Origin of the sequence: Clostridium sp. HBUAS56017 (genome assembly GCF_007115085.1) — a bacterium.
Classification (GTDB): domain Bacteria; phylum Bacillota; class Clostridia; order Clostridiales; family Clostridiaceae; genus Clostridium; species Clostridium cibarium.
This window is the reverse complement of sequence record NZ_SULK01000023.1, coordinates 13,892-31,768: the sequence shown is the minus strand read 5'-3', so window position 1 is coordinate 31,768 and position 17,877 is coordinate 13,892. Positions and strand designations below refer to the sequence as shown.

Sequence of the window (17,877 nt, the reverse complement as noted above, 5' to 3'; positions counted from 1 at the left end):
ATTAATCCTCCTTTTTATTTAAATTATTAGATTATTTTATTTTATTTAATTCCTCTTGTGCTTTTTTAAGTATTTCGTTCATATTTCCCTTTGAATCATTTGGTACTTTACGAACATCGAAATTAAGTCCAGATTGTTTAAGCTTATTGAAAGTATCAATATCTTCTTGATTGAAAGCAAGAACTTTGTTTGGTTGAACTTTACCTATAGAGTGAGCCATCGAACCAACATTAACCGTTTTCAAAGGAACTCCACCTTCTACTGCTCTAAGTACATCTTTTGGATTTTCAAAAAGAAGCATTGCACGTTGTCCACCAAAATGTTGATCATCTTTTGCAAGCTTAATCATATGATCAACTGGTACAACATGAGCCTTAACCCCTGGAGGAGCAGCTTGTGTGATTAAATTCTTACGAAGCTCATCTTTAGCCACCGCATCTGACACTACGATAATTCGTGTAGGATTTACAGTTTTTGTCCAAGCAGTTGCTACTTGACCATGAAGTAAACGAGAGTCGATTCTAGCTAAAACATATTCAAATGTTCCAGGTGCACCTGCATTAGATTGCCCCGCTGAAGCTACATTAGATTTACCAGTATCTACTGGTTCCAATGCCTCAGGCTTAACTTTAACTCCTTCTTTAGCTGAATTTAAAATAAAAGCTGCAATTTCCTGTGCAGATTCCATTGAAAGACGTGAACCATAAGCTTCAATCAGCATTGGTAAATTCAAACCAGCTACGATTGCCCATTTATCTTTATGTTCTTCAAATAGAGTATTCGCTTGGTTGAATGGTGTACCACCCCAAAGATCAACTAAAAATAAAACCTCATCTTGGTTGTCAAAGGATGAAATTGCATCTTTCATTTTTGCTTTAATATCATCAGGTCCTTCACTAGGCATCAACGTAACAGCTTTCACGTTTTCTTGTTCTCCAAAAATCATTGCTCCAGATTGCAATATGCCTTTAGCAAAGTCTCCATGACTAGCAAGAATAATTCCTACCATTTTTATACCTCCTATTTTTTATTTGCTACAAAAACAAAAGGCATAAGCATTCAGAAATAAAACCCAATAATATATGTTTAAATCTCATTACACTACTTGTACACTAAAATTGAATCATAAAAAAAATATGATGATACCTTGTAAGACTGTACAAAACTTGTAATATAACAAACAAATACTAAATTATTTTATTTACCTATGCTTATGCCTGATCGAATCAGTAACACGCTAGATATTATTATTATTTTTATAATATATTCAGGAATCTTTATTAGATTCCTTTCTTATGGCTACGTTTTCATAATAACATTCTATTCTCCAATATGCAACATATTTCTTAACTTTTTTTAATTTTATTTTTCATTGTTTCATCTATTACTATAGTTGCATCTTTATGTAATTTTAACATTGTTGCAGGATTATTTGTTGTAATATTTCCATCTAATAATTCCTTTATAACTTCTGTTTTATCTTCTCCCTTTACTAACAGTAATACTTTTTTTGCTTTCATTATTTGTCCAATTCCCATAGTTATAGCCCTAGTAGGCACTTCATTTATTGATTTAAAAAATCTTGAATTTGCTTCGATAGTACTTTTAGCTAAATTAGTTACATGTGTTTCTGATATCAAAAAATCATCTGGTTCATTAAATGCAATGTGGCCATTGCTTCCAATTCCGAGAATTTGTATATCAATACCACCTAATTCCTCTATTTTTTCATCATAACTTTTAGTTTCTTTTTCAAGATCTTCTGCTAAGCCATTTGGAACAAATGTATTGGCTTTATCTATATTTATGTGATTAAACAAATTCTTATTCATAAAATATCGATAACTTTGAGGATCTTCTTCTCCAAGTCCAACGTATTCATCTAAATTTACTGTTTTTATATTACTAAAATCTATTTCTTTATTTTTATTCATTTCTATAAGTTTTTTATACAATCCAATTGGAGTACTTCCTGTTGCAAGCCCTAAAACAGCATCTGCTTTTTCAGTGATTATATCTTTAAATATTTCAGATACAACAGAGCTCATTTCCTCATAATCTTTAACTACTAGTAACTTCATTTATAATACTCTCCTTTGTTGTTAATTAGTTAAACAAACCCTATACCTATACTTGTCTCCTCTTGCTATAGTTATAGTATATTCAATGATTCCCTTTTGCTCATATGCTATTCTTTCAAATTTTAATCCAGCTTGTCCTTGAGGTATTTTCAAATAAATGCTTTCCAATTTATTTATTAAAACACTCTCAATTACTTCCTCTGCTGATGTAATATTTACATTGAAAGTATTCTTTAACAATTCATACAGCGAAAATTTTTCAATCATTTCTTTAGTTAGTTCTTCAAATCTTTCATATGGCAAATATGTTGTTTCATATATCATCGGGATATCATCTGCAATCCTTATTCTTGAGATCTTAAATACGAGTTCATTTTTTTCTATTTTTAATTTTGTAGATATTTCATTACTGGCTTCAATAATCTCAAAGTTTAACAATTTTGAAGTCGGTTTTTTTCCATGCTTTTTCATTTCTTCTGTAAAGGACGAAACTTTTATTAAATCTTGTTCTACTACTCTAGGAGATATGAAATTTCCTTTTCCTTGTACTTTATAAATATATTTGTTCTTTTCTAACTCATCTAAAGCTTCCCTTACAGTTGTCCTACTAACCCCATACTTTTTACAAATTTCTCTTTCAGAATCCAATTTATCATGTTCTTCCATTTCATTTTGTATTTTTTCAATAAGAATATTCATTAGCTGAACATATAACGGAATTGTCAACTTCTTATCAATTTCAATCATAAATGCACCTCTTTTAGTTCTAGCAGTTTATGATTATTATACCCTTACTTAATATAAAATAAAACATGAATTGTTTAATAAAGGAATTCCTTTAACCATACCAGCTATAGAAATTTATACTAAAGTGGTAATTACCACTACAATAAAATTATAATTAATTATTATATTTGTGTCAATATGTACTTGAAAATTCCTTTACTAATCATATATACTTAATATAAACAACTGGCAATATCCAGTTGTACAACATAAGAAATTACACTTAAAGGAGCATAATATGATAATAGAAAATTGCAATATTATTTATCTAGATAGAATAGAAAAAGGCTCAATTCTTATAGAAAACGGAAAAATTAAAGAAATAAATCCCGCTAAATACCACGATGAAAATACATTAGACGCAAAAGGATTATATGTTTCACCTGGTTTTATTGATGTTCATATTCATGGTGCAGGTGGTTATGATACAATGGACGGTACCAGTGAAGCAATCAATACCATTGCTAAAACAATAGTTAAGCATGGAACAACTGCCTTTACCCCTACTACTATGACTGTTTCTATAGAAGATATCAGAAAATCATTAGGTGTTATAAAAACTCTGAAGAAAATTGGTTCTGAAGGAGCACATGTTTTAGGCGTTCATTTAGAAGGTCCTTTTGTAAGTCCAAAAGCAATTGGCGCACAAAATCCTAAACATATTCTATCCCCGTCTATTTCAACTTATAAGGGCATAGTAAAAGATTATGAAGGTATTATTGTTTCCATAACCCTATCACCAGAAATTGATGGTGCCAAAGAACTTATCAAGTACATATCAGATACCGGAGTTATCTGCTCACTAGGTCATACAAATGCAACTTACGAAGAAATGATTGCAGCAATAGAGTGTGGCGCTAGTCATTCAACTCATTTATACAATACAATGACACCTTTAAATCATAGAAATCCAGGAGCTGTAGGGGCTATTTTTGACAGCAATATAACTACAGAAACAATTGCTGATGGAATTCATATTTCATATCCAGCTTTAAGAATTGCATATAAGCAAAAGGGGACTGACAATGTGTTGTTAATATCTGATGCTATGATGGCTTGTTGCATGCCAAATGGAGAATATTCATTAGGTGGACAAAAAGTTATAGTAAACAATGATGAAGCCCGTTTAGAAAATGGAGCTTTAGCAGGTTCTGTACTTACTATTGATAAGGCAGTTAGAAACGTATATAAAAATTCAGACTTACCTCTACACGAAATCGTGAAGATGGCTTCATTCAACGGAGCTAGACATTGTAAAGTAGATGATCATAAAGGGCAAATTAAAGAAGGTTATGATGCTGATTTAATACTATTTGATGATGATATTAATATAAAGAAAGTTTTCATTTTAGGAAAGGAAATATTGTAATACTCAATGAGATAAACCAATACTTCTTTCAATTTAAGAAAAAACAAAAAGCCCACAATATCCGAATACTGGACTTTGTGGGTTTCATAGTGGAGGAGAAGTATGCTCTATCAACTCTATCTATCATATCCATAATATTCATCTGGATCTTCACTCTATCATTTTACAGTCATGAATCAATTTGCTGTACACCCGTAGAGATCTTTATTGCATAGTTTATTTACATTTACCTTCAACGCTTATCTTATGAAGTTGGTAAATATTTTATCTTCTCTTTCATTTTCCTTTACATTATTTTTACCAGAATCAATAACCTTCAATAACCATGCCATATTCTTTCCTAGAACACTCATAATTTGCATCCCTTCGTGATCCTGTACTGCTTCCCCTGGTTCTCTGCCATGAACTACATTCCAATAATTTGATGATGGTATTACCATCTCTGAATAATTGATATAATTATTCAACTGTTCAAATGTTGGAACACCACCGGATCTTCTTACTGCCACCACACTAGCCCCTACCTTATGTCTAAGCATTCCATTATTCACAGATGTAACTAAAAATGCACGATCCAAAAATGATTTCATGGTTCCTGGTATAGCTGAATAATGTACAGGAGAACCTAGAATAATTCCATCAGCTTCCTTCATCTTTTGAATCCAATCATTAACCTCATCATTCTGCATAACACATCTTTCATTCATGTTTCTACTGCATCCTCCACAATCAACACATCCACGTATTATCTTATTTCCAACATGAATAATCTCTACCTCTATATTTTCTTTCTCTAACTCTGCTACTACGGCCTTTATTGCCTCATAAGTATTTCCATTCTTTTTAGGACTTCCATTAAAAACAACTACTTTCATATATATACCTCCATATAATTTATTTCCAAACATATGTTTATTATATGGTTCACTAATATAGGTAACAAGTACGCACTTTTTAGTTAGATTACTTACCTTTAAGTAAGATTTATTGCAATATCTATGTTAGTATAAAGTAAAATTTCACTTAAAAATAATATATGTTTATTTTAATTTAGAAATTTGTTATTATGAAGTTACTTGGTATATACTGTAATTCTACTGCATGGTTAATCAAGTTTTATTAAATATAAAAGATTAAAGGTAGGTAAGCAAATGATAAATTATAATGGTAGGCACTATGTATGTTTATTAGATTTTGCAATGGATTTTATCAGGGGTAAATGGAAGGCAGTTTTATTATGTCATTTATATGATGAACCTAAAAGATTCTTAGAGCTTCAACGAATAACTAAGGGAATAAGTCAAAAGGTATTAAATGAAAAGCTTAAAGAATTAGAAAATGACGACTTAATAAATAAACATATTTATCCTGAAATCCCACCAAAAGTTGAATATTATCTTACTAAAAAAGGAAGAGACCTTACTAAAATCATTAAAGAAATTGAGTCTTGGTCTATTAAATATTATTCTCACTTAGACAGTGGATGCAAATAATTCAATTTAGTATATTGAATTAAAGATATTATATAATTCTTCGAATATACTTGCAGCCTAAATATAACTAACTCTCATTTTCTCTAAAAAACATAAAACCCACAACAATACACCTCTGTATTATCGTGGGTTTCATGATGGAAACAAAGCATGATCTTTAAAATCCACCATAATTATAAATAATTTATATACCAATTACTTAGTTTTTAATCCTTGTTTATTAATAGCCTCTTTAACTTTAGGATAATAAACTGATTGATAAATTCTTGAAGTGAAAGTACTCCAATTTGTCTCTTGCTCAGATCTTCCAATTTCCTTTAAATATTCATCCATTTGTTCATCATAAACATTAATTGAATCTTCAACAGCTTTTATATCATAACTTTCGTTATGCTTAAAGCTATCAAAAGGAACTCTAGGTTTTTTATGTGATTCATCGGCTGGATATCCAATAACTAAACCTACCATTGGAAAAGTATATTTAGGTAATCCTAATATTTCTATAACTTCTTCTGGATTTTTTCTGATACCTCCAATAGGTACTGTGCCAAGTCCAAATGATTCGGCAGCAACAACAGACGCTCCTAAAGCTATTCCAACATCTACACCTCCTGCAAGAATACCTTCTATATCTTCATGAATTACTTGCTTAAGACCAGTTTTTTCACCTGCAAGATAAGTTCTATAGAAATCCATCACAAATACTAAGAATACTGGAGCTTTTGCAACATATTCTTGATTACCAACGAGTTCTGCTAATTTTTCTCTCTTCTTTTTATCTCTTACAACTATAACAGATGTTTGTTGTCCATTTATTGAGTTAGGCATAGCTTGAGCACTTTTGACAATTTCATCGATTAATTCATCTGAAACATCTTTATCTAAATATTGTCTTATTGATCTATGATTTTTCATTGTATTTATTGTATTATTCATAAATAGTCCCTCCATAAAATATTTTAACTAAGTAAAAAATAGATTATATTTTTATAGTTTCATAATAATATTATTTTGTAATGAATCCAAAGCTTCAGGAGTATGAGTACCTAAATAAACAGTGTCATTTTCTTTAACAAAAGTTCTTACATTTTCTAATGTTTGTTGTGCCAAGTCCTTATCCTCGAAAACTACAGATAATTTATTTCTCCTTAAAGCTTCATCAGTATAAGTTACGTCACCATGAATCATATATTTTAAGTCGTTATTTTCAACAATAACTAATGAGTTACCAGTAGTATGTCCATAAGCTGGCAACATTATAATATTTTCGCTTATAATTTGACTTTCTGCAAAGTTTTTATATTTACCATCAGTAAAATCAACCTTAATTATATTTTCACCATTTATCTTCATAGCATCAGCTTCAATGCGTGAAATATAAATTTGTGCATGCTCAAATAATCTTAATTCGCCAGCATGATCAGGGTGTTTGTGAGTTAAAATAATTTTATTAACATCTTTTGGCTCATATCCTATATTTTTTAATGCTTCTGTAAAGTTTGCAACCTTTTCTCCCATATAAAGTGCTTGATCAGGCTTATCTTCAAAGTCAGGTGTTTCAACAGGAAGCCCTGTATCAACTAATATAACTTCACTCCCTGTATCGATCAAATAGTTTTGCAAACTTGCAGGATATTCTTTAGTAGTATCAATCTTTTCTTTTTCAAGAGATCCTCCTAAAGCAAACGCTTCCTTCATTCTTCCATTATTATAAAATTCTAAGGCTAAAATTTTCATAACCTATCCCTCCAATATATTATTATTTTTTATTAGTAAACTAATTAAGTTTTAAAAAACTTAATTTTATCTTTTTAAAAGTATTAAGGAACCTATATAAGAATTTTATGTAGGTTGCAATTAAATTGTATTCAATTTAATTGTAATTGTCAATACACTATTTAAATATTTTCATTAAAAGTTAAATTATTTATCTCTTCTTTTGCGATTACCCTCTGCATTGATGATGTATCTTGAATTTGAGATTTTAGTATTGATACTTAATAATATTTTTATTTAACTTGCAACTATTAAATTCCTATATAATTAGAAATATCTATTTTAAGAAAAAATTTAATTTAAACATATAAAAAGTCATAAAAAAAACACCTATTTAGCGTAAAATTTATCTGAAACAATAAAATTTTCACTAAAAGGTGTTTTTTATGATTAATAATCAAGAATATATTACTATAAGTTCTAAAAAAATTCATATAATCATTTTGAATTATTATCATAACAGCTTTTTCTTTCTACAAACTTAACTGGAATAACATAATTAGCTGAAAATACCACATTATTATCTATTGATGTAATAATAGATTTTGTTGCTAATTCTGCCATTTGTACTAGCTCCATTTTCATTGAAGTAAGTGGTGGATTAAAATATTTTGATGCTTCAATATCATCAAATCCTATTACTGAAATATCTTCTGGCACTCTAAGTCCTGCTTCTTTTATTGCCTTTATAGCTCCAAAAGCTATTTTATCATTACTTGCAAAAATAGCTGTAAACTTGATATTTTTGTTAAATAGTTTCTTAACAGCATTATATCCACCATCTTCAATAAATTCACTATTTATAATCAAGTTTTTATTTATAGGTATACCTGCTTCTTCCAATGCTTTTTTATATCCTCTAATCCTATCCTTTGATGAAAATTTACCTGTTCCACCTGTAATATGTACTATTTCAGTATGATTAAGATCTATAAAATACTTTGTAGCATTATATGCACCACCATAATTATCAGCATTTACTATCATACATCTTTTATAAGAAACGTCATCAGGTTTAATTGACTGATCAACTAATACAACCTTATATCCACCATCAATTATTTTTTTTATTACTTTATCATCATCATTTTGTCCTATAAATATACCACCAGAAATTGTTTTATTATAAAAACATTCTTTAATCTTCTCATACCCTTGTACATTATGTATTATATAAACAAGAACTGTATATCCCATTTCACTAGCAGTTTCTATTACCGAACTAGTAAATTCTAAATAATATGGACTTTTTGTAATTCTACTTTTTAATCCATATGATCTATATACCATATCTATAATAAATAATCCAATAACTTTGTTTTTACTTCCTGCAAGCATTCTAGCCGAAGCATGTGGCACATAGTCATATTCTTTAATTATTTTCAAGACCTTTTCTCTTGTTTCCTCTGGAACATTTGAATAATTATTTATAACTCTAGATACTGTACTACGTGATACTCCTGCAAGTTTTGCAATGTCACTACTATTCATAATTTTTTAATACCTCCACTTATAAACCCGTGTTCATACTATATATTATAATATTAGTATATATTTTTCAATAACTTTTACCAATAAGCATACTGTACACTACCATGTTAAAACAAATACATCTAATCATCATCATAAAAACTACATAATTATAAAAACTTAAAGGATGTATCAGAGAAAATATCAGATACATCCTTTAAATATCTACTTTTTATTTCTTTAACTCTTTAAATATTTCTATCATTTCTTCAACCAACGATTTGATTGTTTCTGCCGCCATCATTTGATCTTCTGCATGCATTATTATTAATGAAAATTCCACTTTTTCTCCTGCTGCTTCCTTTTGTATCAATGATGTATGTGCATGATGACCCTTTACAAGATACTCTGATGCTTCAGACATCTTTTTTTCTGCTTCATCATATCTGCCTTCTCGTACATCTCTTAACGCTTCAAGAGCTAGTGATTTAGCCATTCCAACGTTACTTATTATTTCAAAGGCTATTAATTCAATTCCTTCCATATGTAACTCTCCTACCTTATTAAAAATATTTTAAATTGATTCTACTATTTCTCCATTATTTTCATAATCCTTTTCATTTTCATCTTCTATTCCTTCTGCTTTATTTGCTGCAATTACAAAAGGTGCATATATTAACACGCTAACTGCAAGGCAGATAAAGCCTATAACTAACGCCATAATGTTTCCACCTGTTCCCAAGAAAGGCATTAATGGTCCTGGTGTTGTCCATGGAATTCCATATACTACTGGTGGTATTATTTTCAAAACCATAATAGATATATATCCTATTAAAATATTTACCAAAGGTGTTAATATAAACGGAATTATGTAAATTGGATTTAAAACTATAGGCAAACCAAATATAACCATTTCATTAATATTGAATAATCCTGGTGCAAAAGAAAGTTTTGCTATACTTTTTTGTTCCCTTGCTTTGCTGAATATTAAAATAGATATTACTAAACCTAATGTACATCCTGATCCTCCATATTCAGAGAAAGCACTAGCTAATCCGCTATATGTTATTGGGTAAGGTGCTCCCCATGCAGTAGCATGCTGAGCTACATATGAAAGATTTGCATTGCCAGCTTCTGAGAACATAGTATCACGTATTGCTGCTATAGTATTAGGTCCATGTATACCCATAACCCAAAGTGCTTGAGATAAGAATGATAATATTATTACAGAACCTATACTTTGACTCATCTTTGTTAATGGTGTCTGAATAATGCTGTAAATTAATTCATGTAATCCACCTGGTGCTATTTTCTTAACGAAAAAGTTTACAATTGAAAATAACATAGTTGTTATAATTATAGGTAATAATACTTTAAATGATCTTGCTACTGCTGGAGGTACTTGTTCTGGCATTTTAATTTCTAGTTTTTTAGATTGTGATAATCTTGACATCAATTCGCCGACTAGTAATCCAATTATTATAGCTACGAATAATCCTTGAGCGCCTGTATACTTTGTTGTGATATAATTTACACCTTCTGAATTGAAATAATCTGGATAAATTATAAAGTAAACAGAAATTGCAGTCATACCTGTTAATAAATCATCACCCTTAAGCTGTTTCGCAAGGTTTCTTGCGATTAAGAACACTATTAGTATTGCAAATATATCTGCTGAACCCTTTAAAACTGGACTAAATATTGCTTGATATTGTCCAATATTCTCAAAAACCTTATCTAATCTCAATATCTTTAAAATAAATCCATCTGGCGATAACAAAACATTATTAAGCAATACCATAAGAGATCCTGCCATAGTTAATGGGAATGATAATATAAACGCATCTCTCACTGCGCATATATGTCTCTGTGAATTTAGTTTTGATGACAGAGGGACTAACATTCTTTCAATTAAACCTTGAAATTTCTCAACAATACTCATAGTTATTTACTCCTTTTTATTTAATTTTAGTAAGTGCATCTTCTAAGATTACTTTTCCATTCATAGTTCCATACGCTCTCATATCTATTACTTCTACTGGTATTCTTCCACTTACAAGTTTTTCAACTTGTGGTTTTTGAAAACGAACTTGTGGTCCTAAAAGAACTATATCTACACTATCAATAACTGTACTGCATTCAGCTACTGGGAGAGCTTCAATTCCTATTTCAATACCTTTTTCTTTAGCTGCAGCTTGCATTTTAGTTACTAACAAACTTGTAGACATCCCTGCTGAACATACTAATAATATTTTTTTCATAATTAACCACTCCTAACAATATTTTTGTTTAATGTTTATGTAAAATTCAATTATTGGCTTAAGCTTTATAATTCTTCTCCATTAGTACTTATAACATCCTTATACCAATAGAAACTTTTCTTTTTAATTCTTTTTAATTCCCTTTCATCATTCTCATCTCTATCTACATATACAAATCCATAACGCTTCTGATATCCATTTAACCAGCTCAATAAATCTGTAAACGACCAAGTACAATATCCTAAAAGATTAACTCCATCTGCGATTGCTTCTTTACATACTTTAATATGTTCTTTAAGATACTCTATTCTATAATCATCATTTACAACTTCATTTTCCTCCAGCTTATCAAATTCCCCAAGACCATTTTCAGTAATTAATATAGGAAGATTATATCTGCTTGTTAATCTTCTAAGTCCAACTCTTAATCCTGTAGGATCAATTGCCCAATCCCAATTTGTTGTTTTTAAATGCTGATTTTTTACGTTTTTATATACACCAGGGATTCCACTTTCTTTTGTTGTACCTTTTTTTCCTGTATTATTCATGCTTTCAGCTGCACCAACTCCATCTAATGGATTCATTGCAACAGTAGCAGTCTGATAATAATTTATACCTATAAAATCTGGTTTTGCTCTTTTCAATAGTTCTAAATCACCATCTTCAATTAATGGTGCTATTCCTAATCTCTCATAGTATTTAAATGCAAATGCTGGATATATACCTTTGCAATAAACATCAAGCCACCAGTTACAATTTAAATCTTCTGCATTTTCTGCTGCCAGAACATCTTCTGGATTACAGCTGTATGGATAAGTAGGTCCAAATGCAAAGCTTGGCCCAATTTTTCCATTTGGTACATAATTTCTGAATGATTCAATAACTTTTGCATTCGCTATATTGGCAATATGGTTAGCTTGTAGCATTCTTTTATGATCTTTAACACCTGGTGGGTGTAATGCTGTCAGATAACCTAATGTTAAAAATACATTTTGTTCATTAAGCGTTACCCAGTATTTTACCTTATCACCAAATCTCTTAAATAGTGTTATGCAATATTCATCAAAATCCTTAATTATCTCTCTTGATTCCCATCCGCCATATAAATCTTGTAAATATTGTGGCAGATCCCAATGATACAATGTAATTATTGGTTTTATATTATTTTTTATTAATTCATCTATTAAGTTTTCATAAAACTTTAATCCATCTTCATTTATTTCGCCTCTTCCATTAGGATATATACGGCTCCAAGCAATTGAGAATCTATAGGCCTTTAACTTCATTTCAGCCATTAACGCTACATCTTCTTTATATCTGTTATAATGATCTACTGCTATGTTTCCATTTGTATCTTTATAAGTTGTACCAGGGATTCTCGTATATAAATCCCATATACTTTCACCTTTTCCATCTTTGTTCCATGCACCTTCAATCTGATAAGCAGCTGATGCTGATCCCCATAAGAAATCATCTTTGAATTTTTCTACTTTTTCATATATCACTTAATCATCCCCCTACAATCTTAATTTATAATCTATTATAATTTTGTCTATTTCCAATCTTTATCATGACTATTGCTCTTTTTATATTAAGAAATCCATTATTATTTTATATTTGCATTTATAATAGCTCCTAGTATATTTGCATCATTATTATACATACATCGTTCAATTTCTGTAGTAATAAAATCTGCTTCAAAATATTTAGTACAAATATCTTTATACTCTTTCTTGATTTTATCTATAAACCAATCTGATTCTGATATTCCACCGCCTATACATATAATTTCAGGGTTGTAAAAAACAGTTATAGCCACTAATTGAATTACTATGTTTTTTATCCATTCTTCAATTGAAACTTCTGCTATTTCATCTCCCTCTAAATATTTCTTACATACTTCTTGTCCATATTTGAGATAATCGTTTTCATTAACTTTGCTATTATATATGTTTATTAGCCCCGTTATTGATGAATAATCACCCATTTTTTGAATTTCCTTAGTCTTATCGTTTACAAAAGGAATATTATGAAATTCTCCTGCATATGAATCCTTACCGTATATAACACCATTTTGATCGCATACACAACCACCTGTTCCTGTACCTATAATTAAAAATGCCGCTGATTCACTCCCTTTTGCATTTCCAATTTGAAATTCACACAATCCTGCTGCTTTCGCATCATTTATTGATACAACTCTTTTGTCCATTCTTTTCATAATCTCATCATTTATGTTTGTATCATACATAACAGTAATATTAGGAGCCGCATATGATTTTACATTTGATTTTTTATCTATAAGTCCCGGTGCACTGACACCGATTACATTGATTTCATCAATATTATCTGCATTAGAGCATATATAATCATACAAATCATCTTTATTAGGAAATTTGATAGTTTTGTTCTTCCACTTTTTTTGAATATTATAGTGCTCATCTACTAAAGCATATTTGATAAAAGTTCCTCCTATATCAATTCCTAAATTATATTTTCTCATAACATCTCTCCTCAAATTTAATGATTTTAATATGATGACTTTTATAAGCTTCATATAACTTCATTAACATTCATTATTTAAATATCATAATATGTTCATAAATCTCCGTTTAATAAACGCGCGTTTATTAGCGTTTAAAAAAATTTATTTTTTTTGTTGTATATAACTATTCTTTTCACAATACTAGTTCAAATCATGATTATTACCGCCATATAGTAAATATAATAATTTTAAACTACTATAATTTATATTTTTATTTTAGAACTCATACTAAGATTCCACTGTGTGAACACGTGTTTATGTTTATATAATACACTATATGTTATTGCATTTCAATATATTTTTTATATTTTTGTATAAAAAATACCACAGGCTTAAGAAAGCTTTTAGCTATAAGTACATCTTCTGGATTTTTAAAAAGAATCATTGCACGTTTCCTACCAAAATATTGATCATCTTTTGCAAGTTTAATCATTAATTTTTTTACCACGCACTCTTCATAGTCAGTGCTTCTTGAACTGAATTAATTTCTTCACAAATTTGAGATATTTCTTCTATAATAGTGAGTCTTTTAGGTTTTATTGCTTTTTTCTGCTCAATAGATGTTGCCATTGTTTCTAATACAAGCAATAGTTGTGCTAAATCTTCATCAGATAAACTTAAATTCCCCTTTGTTGGGCAGTATTGATCAATCAATTAGCTAACATGTTCTAAGGAGAAAAATACTGGTCACATCATTTCAAGCATTTCCTCATTATGAGGAATCTCACCTAATGCTGTATTATACGCAGTTTTTAAGTTCATAAGATTTATTCCCATTTTTTCTAAAATATTATTAAAAATCTCTAGTTAATCTCTATCAATGTTACTTATAGCCTCTATTTTTAAATCTTGAGCAGCTTGATGCCATTTAGGAAACATCTCATACGCTTTTTCTGTTAGTTTTATAAGTCTTTCACGCTTATCTTTTCCCTCATTTCGGATTACTAATCCCATTTCTTCCATCCTAGTTAATGTCCTAGTAACTGTAGGCGCTTCTACACCGAGATATTTACACAATTGAATTTGTATACATTGCTTTTTTTCATGCAAATATAATATAATAGCCCATTGTAAAGAATATAAACTAAGAAGAGAAATTTTCTCATTTAATTTCTTTGTAAAATTCCGAGCCAGCTGATTTACTTTATGACCATATAAATTCAATTTTATTTCACCTCACATTTAGTTACCCTTAAAAGGTTCATAAATATCAAATTCTAGTTATCCACTGCCCTGATCTTCTTTCATTTAACAATTAATTTCATCTTCACTCCTATACATTTTTATATTATTTTTATGATTAAGCTAAAATTGAGTATTGGTAATTTCTTAAGAATATAACATACTTAACCAAAAAAGTATACAATTTTACAATAACTCTAACATATTGACAATTAGTTAGTATTTATATATAATTTCTATGTTAAGGGGGTGGAATTATAATGTTTTGTAAGAATTGCGGAAAAGAAATTGATGATAAGGCATCTGTATGCATCCATTGTGGAGTTTCTACAAATCTAAATCCAACAGTTGTAGATAATGGTGGTTTTGCATGGGGATTATTAGGATGTTGTGTTCCAGTTGTTGGACTGGTTTTATTTTTAGTTTGGAAAGATACTAAACCAAGAACATCAAAAGCAGCTGGTATTGGAGCTTTAGTTTCAGTTATTTGTATAATAGTATTTTATGTACTTATGTTTATGCTTGGAGCTGCTGGAGCTATGTCTGGTTTATAAAATGGAAAAAGTTTTTTTTTATAAATGGTTACCAATTATTTTTGGCTGCCATTGTAGAGCAGATAGATCTTTCTATTTTAGAAACAAGAAATTTCCTATATGTGCTAGATGCACTGGTGAGCTAATCGGAATGATTTGTTCACCTTTTCTATTTTCTTTATATCATCCCAATGTAATATACAACTTACTTTTAATGACTCCACTGATTTTAGATGGTTTTATGCAATTACTAACTAATTATAAAAGTAATAATTTGAAAAGATTTTTTACAGGTCTTTTTTTTGGCTATGCTTTGTGTAATATCTTTATAATATCAATTATTTTCACATTGAAATGCGGCCATAATTTTGCTAAAAATCATTAAGGTTTGTACTTAATAAGTAAAGAAGCTAATACTAGAACCCTCGACTAATTTATTTAGCCGAGGGTTTCATTGGTGGAGGCGAAGCGTGCCCTTTGAAATTCACATAGATTGTTTGAATAATTCTTATAATATAATATTTCTTTATTAACTTCGCATATTGTAATGTTGCCACTTACAGAATAAATATATTTTAGTTTTCTATTGTAAAATAGCTAAAGCTAGCACTATACTAACTTTAGCTATTTCAGAATTACTTTATTGATTAACATCAAATCCTTAAGTCATCTTTTAGTAACCCAAATATCCTTTTATTCTTGTTCAATAACTTTAGGGATTACTATTCTAAGGATGTTTACGGATTTCAGTTAAAGTACTATACACAGTTGAAATGCTATATTTTCCATTCCAACTGATTCCATTTCTTCCATCAGCATTACATTCAACAACATATATGTAATTACTATCTCTTCCAGTTACAATAGCAGAATGTCTGTCATTTTTGAATCTGATATAATCTCCAGGTCTTAGGTTATAAACATCACTCTTTGACGTACTCCTTGTCCATTGTCTTGGTGATTTCCCGTACAAATCAGCTCCTACTTTCAAAGCAAATCCATAACATTGTATCGCACCATCATAACTGTTACAACCACAGGTACCATAATAATTATGCCCTGAATGACTACTTGGTGTTGATGAATATCCATCAGGATTGTTTCCTCCAAATGGGTGATTCCAATACTTTCCATTTGGGAATTTAATCCTCTCTTTTTCGAAGATATCTTTTGTTGTTGTTGTTGTTGTATAAATCCAGCCTATTTTATAACCACCTGACACATTGTATATTATCTGCGCCTTACCATTTGATATAGGAGATAACATATATATCGTATCTGTAGTATAAACAGAACCAAATCTAGTACTCATATCTGATTTAGTATAGACCGTTTCATTGGCACTTATGCTTATTCTTTTAGAATAACTTGTGCTGCTAAGGATATTTGCTTTATTTACATAAGCTATCTTTGCACCTTTTGATGTTGGATAACTAACCTTCCAGTAGGTTCCTGTAGCATCTAACACCTTGCAAAGATCACCAGGATAAATTGCTCCAGATACTGTTGTACCAGAAGAAGTGTTATATGTAGTAACATTCGATGAACCTAATACATAGAACTGAGCATTTGTAAAATTTGCTGTTCCATCAGCACCAACACTTACTGTTGTTGCTAATGCATTTGTAGACATCATAAAAATAAATATCATTGTAAAAATCAAATGTCTAGAAAATAATTTTTTCATAATAAGCCCCCCCATATAGTTTAAATAAATTTCTCACTTATGATTTAAAAATAAGTTATTTAACGCTTATTTTGCGTTCTTAATTAAGAAAGTTTCTATATTACCACAAATAAATTTACAGTTATTTCAATACTTAGGCATGTGCCAGGTACTGAATATATATTAAAATTAATATTAATATCACTACAATAACTGTATATGAGCTTGTCCTTTTTTCACTAACACTATAGTTTGAATTAGTTTCATTTATTACCCATTATTACATTATATGTCAATATACAAGTTTATTTTACTATAGATTATTTATTAATGTCAACTAATAATCGACTGAGCTTACTTATAAGTATTTTTCCCATTATAGAACTCATATATCTTATTCTGTTAATATTATATAAAATTCTTCTACATCAGTGACAGAACAAGCAGTAGTTTTATTTCCATCAGCTTCCGCCACCTTAATAATAGCAGTACAAGTTCCTACTGCTGTTATAACCCATAATGGACACGTAAGAAAAAGACCCACGACATCACTGTCATGGGTTTCATTGGTGGAGTCGAATGGTGACCTTCAAAATCCACAATTACTTAATGTTATACAGAATACTATCTACATATAATGTTTCAGTATCTATATCCGCTTCTTTCTATGATTATTTTTTTACTTTTAATATATCCTTTCAAACAATTCTTTCTA

Annotated in this window: 21 protein-coding genes; 4 read left to right on the top strand and 17 right to left on the bottom strand. The window is 29.6% G+C overall.

The features are described 5' to 3' along the window. Window positions 1-31: 31 nt before the first annotated feature. From FAY47_RS16490 to FAY47_RS16480, 3 genes are all read right to left on the bottom strand, one after another. Window positions 32-1,009, bottom strand: a complete 978-nt coding sequence (locus tag FAY47_RS16490; RefSeq protein WP_143318030.1) for a mannose/fructose/sorbose PTS transporter subunit IIA — start codon at window positions 1,007-1,009, stop codon at window positions 32-34. 337 nt (window positions 1,010-1,346) lie between these two features. Continuing rightward, window positions 1,347-2,081, bottom strand: a complete 735-nt coding sequence (gene nagB, locus FAY47_RS16485; protein ID WP_143318028.1) for a glucosamine-6-phosphate deaminase — start codon at window positions 2,079-2,081, stop codon at window positions 1,347-1,349. Window positions 2,082-2,102: 21 nt separating this feature from the next. Next, complete coding sequence (locus FAY47_RS16480) at window positions 2,103-2,828, bottom strand: GntR family transcriptional regulator (protein ID WP_143318027.1); 726 nt, start codon at window positions 2,826-2,828, stop codon at window positions 2,103-2,105. Between the two features lie 277 nt (window positions 2,829-3,105). On the opposite strand from FAY47_RS16480, the gene nagA reads away from it, so the two are divergent. After that, entirely contained in the window at window positions 3,106-4,236 is a 1,131-nt protein-coding gene (nagA, locus tag FAY47_RS16475; protein ID WP_143318026.1) for an N-acetylglucosamine-6-phosphate deacetylase, read from the top strand. Between the two features lie 239 nt (window positions 4,237-4,475). Here nagA and FAY47_RS16470 read toward each other — a convergent pair whose 3' ends face one another. Then, window positions 4,476-5,111, bottom strand: a complete 636-nt coding sequence (locus FAY47_RS16470) for a flavodoxin family protein (RefSeq protein ID WP_143318025.1) — start codon at window positions 5,109-5,111, stop codon at window positions 4,476-4,478. A 276-nt stretch (window positions 5,112-5,387) separates the two neighbouring features. Between FAY47_RS16470 and FAY47_RS16465 the strand changes: the two genes are divergently transcribed. Beyond that, on the top strand, window positions 5,388-5,729 hold the full coding sequence (locus FAY47_RS16465; RefSeq protein WP_143318023.1) for a helix-turn-helix domain-containing protein: 342 nt from the start codon (window positions 5,388-5,390) through the stop codon (window positions 5,727-5,729). 195 nt (window positions 5,730-5,924) lie between these two features. Here FAY47_RS16465 and FAY47_RS16460 read toward each other — a convergent pair whose 3' ends face one another. From FAY47_RS16460 to FAY47_RS21240, 11 genes are all read right to left on the bottom strand, one after another. Then, window positions 5,925-6,665, bottom strand: coding sequence for an NADPH-dependent oxidoreductase (locus FAY47_RS16460; protein ID WP_143318022.1), 741 nt, complete (start codon window positions 6,663-6,665; stop codon window positions 5,925-5,927). A 51-nt stretch (window positions 6,666-6,716) separates the two neighbouring features. Next, window positions 6,717-7,466 carry an MBL fold metallo-hydrolase gene (locus FAY47_RS16455; protein WP_143318021.1) on the bottom strand — a complete coding sequence of 250 codons (750 nt, stop codon included), beginning with the start codon at window positions 7,464-7,466 and terminating at the stop codon, window positions 6,717-6,719. A gap of 477 nt (window positions 7,467-7,943) precedes the next feature. After that, window positions 7,944-8,996: a LacI family DNA-binding transcriptional regulator gene (locus tag FAY47_RS16450; RefSeq protein WP_143318020.1), complete on the bottom strand. Its 1,053-nt coding sequence runs from the start codon at window positions 8,994-8,996 to the stop codon at window positions 7,944-7,946. A gap of 211 nt (window positions 8,997-9,207) precedes the next feature. Further along, window positions 9,208-9,519, bottom strand: a complete 312-nt coding sequence (locus FAY47_RS16445; protein WP_143318018.1) for a PTS lactose/cellobiose transporter subunit IIA — start codon at window positions 9,517-9,519, stop codon at window positions 9,208-9,210. Between the two features lie 30 nt (window positions 9,520-9,549). Next, on the bottom strand, window positions 9,550-10,917 hold the full coding sequence (locus tag FAY47_RS16440) for a PTS transporter subunit EIIC (RefSeq protein WP_143318017.1): 1,368 nt from the start codon (window positions 10,915-10,917) through the stop codon (window positions 9,550-9,552). Window positions 10,918-10,933: 16 nt separating this feature from the next. Beyond that, window positions 10,934-11,236, bottom strand: a complete 303-nt coding sequence (locus FAY47_RS16435; RefSeq protein WP_143318016.1) for a PTS sugar transporter subunit IIB — start codon at window positions 11,234-11,236, stop codon at window positions 10,934-10,936. A gap of 65 nt (window positions 11,237-11,301) precedes the next feature. Then, entirely contained in the window at window positions 11,302-12,741 is a 1,440-nt protein-coding gene (locus FAY47_RS16430; RefSeq protein WP_143318014.1) for a glycoside hydrolase family 1 protein, read from the bottom strand. A 101-nt stretch (window positions 12,742-12,842) separates the two neighbouring features. After that, window positions 12,843-13,739, bottom strand: a complete 897-nt coding sequence (locus FAY47_RS16425; RefSeq protein WP_143318013.1) for an ROK family protein — start codon at window positions 13,737-13,739, stop codon at window positions 12,843-12,845. A 322-nt stretch (window positions 13,740-14,061) separates the two neighbouring features. After that, a complete protein-coding gene (locus FAY47_RS20440) occupies window positions 14,062-14,214 on the bottom strand; it encodes a hypothetical protein (RefSeq protein WP_191768100.1) in 153 nt (50 codons plus the stop codon). Between the two features lie 8 nt (window positions 14,215-14,222). Continuing rightward, a complete protein-coding gene (locus tag FAY47_RS20435; protein ID WP_185966872.1) occupies window positions 14,223-14,435 on the bottom strand; it encodes a hypothetical protein in 213 nt (70 codons plus the stop codon). Window positions 14,436-14,588: 153 nt separating this feature from the next. Next, a complete protein-coding gene (locus FAY47_RS21240) occupies window positions 14,589-14,945 on the bottom strand; it encodes a MarR family transcriptional regulator (RefSeq protein ID WP_143318011.1) in 357 nt (118 codons plus the stop codon). Between the two features lie 278 nt (window positions 14,946-15,223). Between FAY47_RS21240 and FAY47_RS16410 the strand changes: the two genes are divergently transcribed. Then, window positions 15,224-15,517, top strand: coding sequence for a zinc ribbon domain-containing protein (locus tag FAY47_RS16410; RefSeq protein ID WP_143318009.1), 294 nt, complete (start codon window positions 15,224-15,226; stop codon window positions 15,515-15,517). After that, window positions 15,468-15,881, top strand: a complete 414-nt coding sequence (locus FAY47_RS16405) for a DUF2085 domain-containing protein (protein ID WP_347562804.1) — start codon at window positions 15,468-15,470, stop codon at window positions 15,879-15,881. The genes FAY47_RS16410 and FAY47_RS16405 overlap by 50 nt, the downstream gene beginning before the upstream one ends. 342 nt (window positions 15,882-16,223) lie before the next feature. On the opposite strand, the gene FAY47_RS16400 is transcribed toward FAY47_RS16405, so the two are convergent. Both FAY47_RS16400 and FAY47_RS20430 read right to left on the bottom strand, forming a co-directional pair. After that, window positions 16,224-17,183, bottom strand: coding sequence for a hypothetical protein (locus tag FAY47_RS16400; RefSeq protein WP_143318007.1), 960 nt, complete (start codon window positions 17,181-17,183; stop codon window positions 16,224-16,226). Window positions 17,184-17,556: 373 nt separating this feature from the next. Further along, the gene (locus FAY47_RS20430) at window positions 17,557-17,706 is read right to left on the bottom strand and encodes a hypothetical protein (RefSeq protein WP_185966871.1); all 150 of its coding nucleotides are present in this window, start codon (window positions 17,704-17,706) and stop codon (window positions 17,557-17,559) included. Window positions 17,707-17,877 lie beyond the last annotated feature (171 nt).

Bases quoted from the DNA above. Each gene is read 5' to 3' on its own strand.
- FAY47_RS16445 (WP_143318018.1), bottom strand. From the start codon at position 9,519: ATGGAAGGAATTGAATTAATAGCCTTTGAAATAATAAGTAACGTTGGA.
- FAY47_RS16400 (WP_143318007.1), bottom strand. From the start codon at position 17,183: ATGAAAAAATTATTTTCTAGACATTTGATTTTTACAATGATATTTATT.
- nagB (WP_143318028.1), bottom strand. From the start codon at position 2,081: ATGAAGTTACTAGTAGTTAAAGATTATGAGGAAATGAGCTCTGTTGTA.
- FAY47_RS16470 (WP_143318025.1), bottom strand. From the start codon at position 5,111: ATGAAAGTAGTTGTTTTTAATGGAAGTCCTAAAAAGAATGGAAATACT.
- FAY47_RS16460 (WP_143318022.1), bottom strand. From the start codon at position 6,665: ATGAATAATACAATAAATACAATGAAAAATCATAGATCAATAAGACAA.
- nagA (WP_143318026.1), top strand. From the start codon at position 3,106: ATGATAATAGAAAATTGCAATATTATTTATCTAGATAGAATAGAAAAA.
- FAY47_RS16455 (WP_143318021.1), bottom strand. From the start codon at position 7,466: ATGAAAATTTTAGCCTTAGAATTTTATAATAATGGAAGAATGAAGGAA.
- FAY47_RS16440 (WP_143318017.1), bottom strand. From the start codon at position 10,917: ATGAGTATTGTTGAGAAATTTCAAGGTTTAATTGAAAGAATGTTAGTC.
- FAY47_RS16425 (WP_143318013.1), bottom strand. From the start codon at position 13,739: ATGAGAAAATATAATTTAGGAATTGATATAGGAGGAACTTTTATCAAA.
- FAY47_RS16410 (WP_143318009.1), top strand. From the start codon at position 15,224: ATGTTTTGTAAGAATTGCGGAAAAGAAATTGATGATAAGGCATCTGTA.
- FAY47_RS16490 (WP_143318030.1), bottom strand. From the start codon at position 1,009: ATGGTAGGAATTATTCTTGCTAGTCATGGAGACTTTGCTAAAGGCATA.
- FAY47_RS16405 (WP_347562804.1), top strand. From the start codon at position 15,468: ATGTACTTATGTTTATGCTTGGAGCTGCTGGAGCTATGTCTGGTTTAT.
- FAY47_RS16435 (WP_143318016.1), bottom strand. From the start codon at position 11,236: ATGAAAAAAATATTATTAGTATGTTCAGCAGGGATGTCTACAAGTTTG.
- FAY47_RS16465 (WP_143318023.1), top strand. From the start codon at position 5,388: ATGATAAATTATAATGGTAGGCACTATGTATGTTTATTAGATTTTGCA.
- FAY47_RS16480 (WP_143318027.1), bottom strand. From the start codon at position 2,828: ATGATTGAAATTGATAAGAAGTTGACAATTCCGTTATATGTTCAGCTA.
- FAY47_RS20440 (WP_191768100.1), bottom strand. From the start codon at position 14,214: ATGATTAAACTTGCAAAAGATGATCAATATTTTGGTAGGAAACGTGCA.
- FAY47_RS16450 (WP_143318020.1), bottom strand. From the start codon at position 8,996: ATGAATAGTAGTGACATTGCAAAACTTGCAGGAGTATCACGTAGTACA.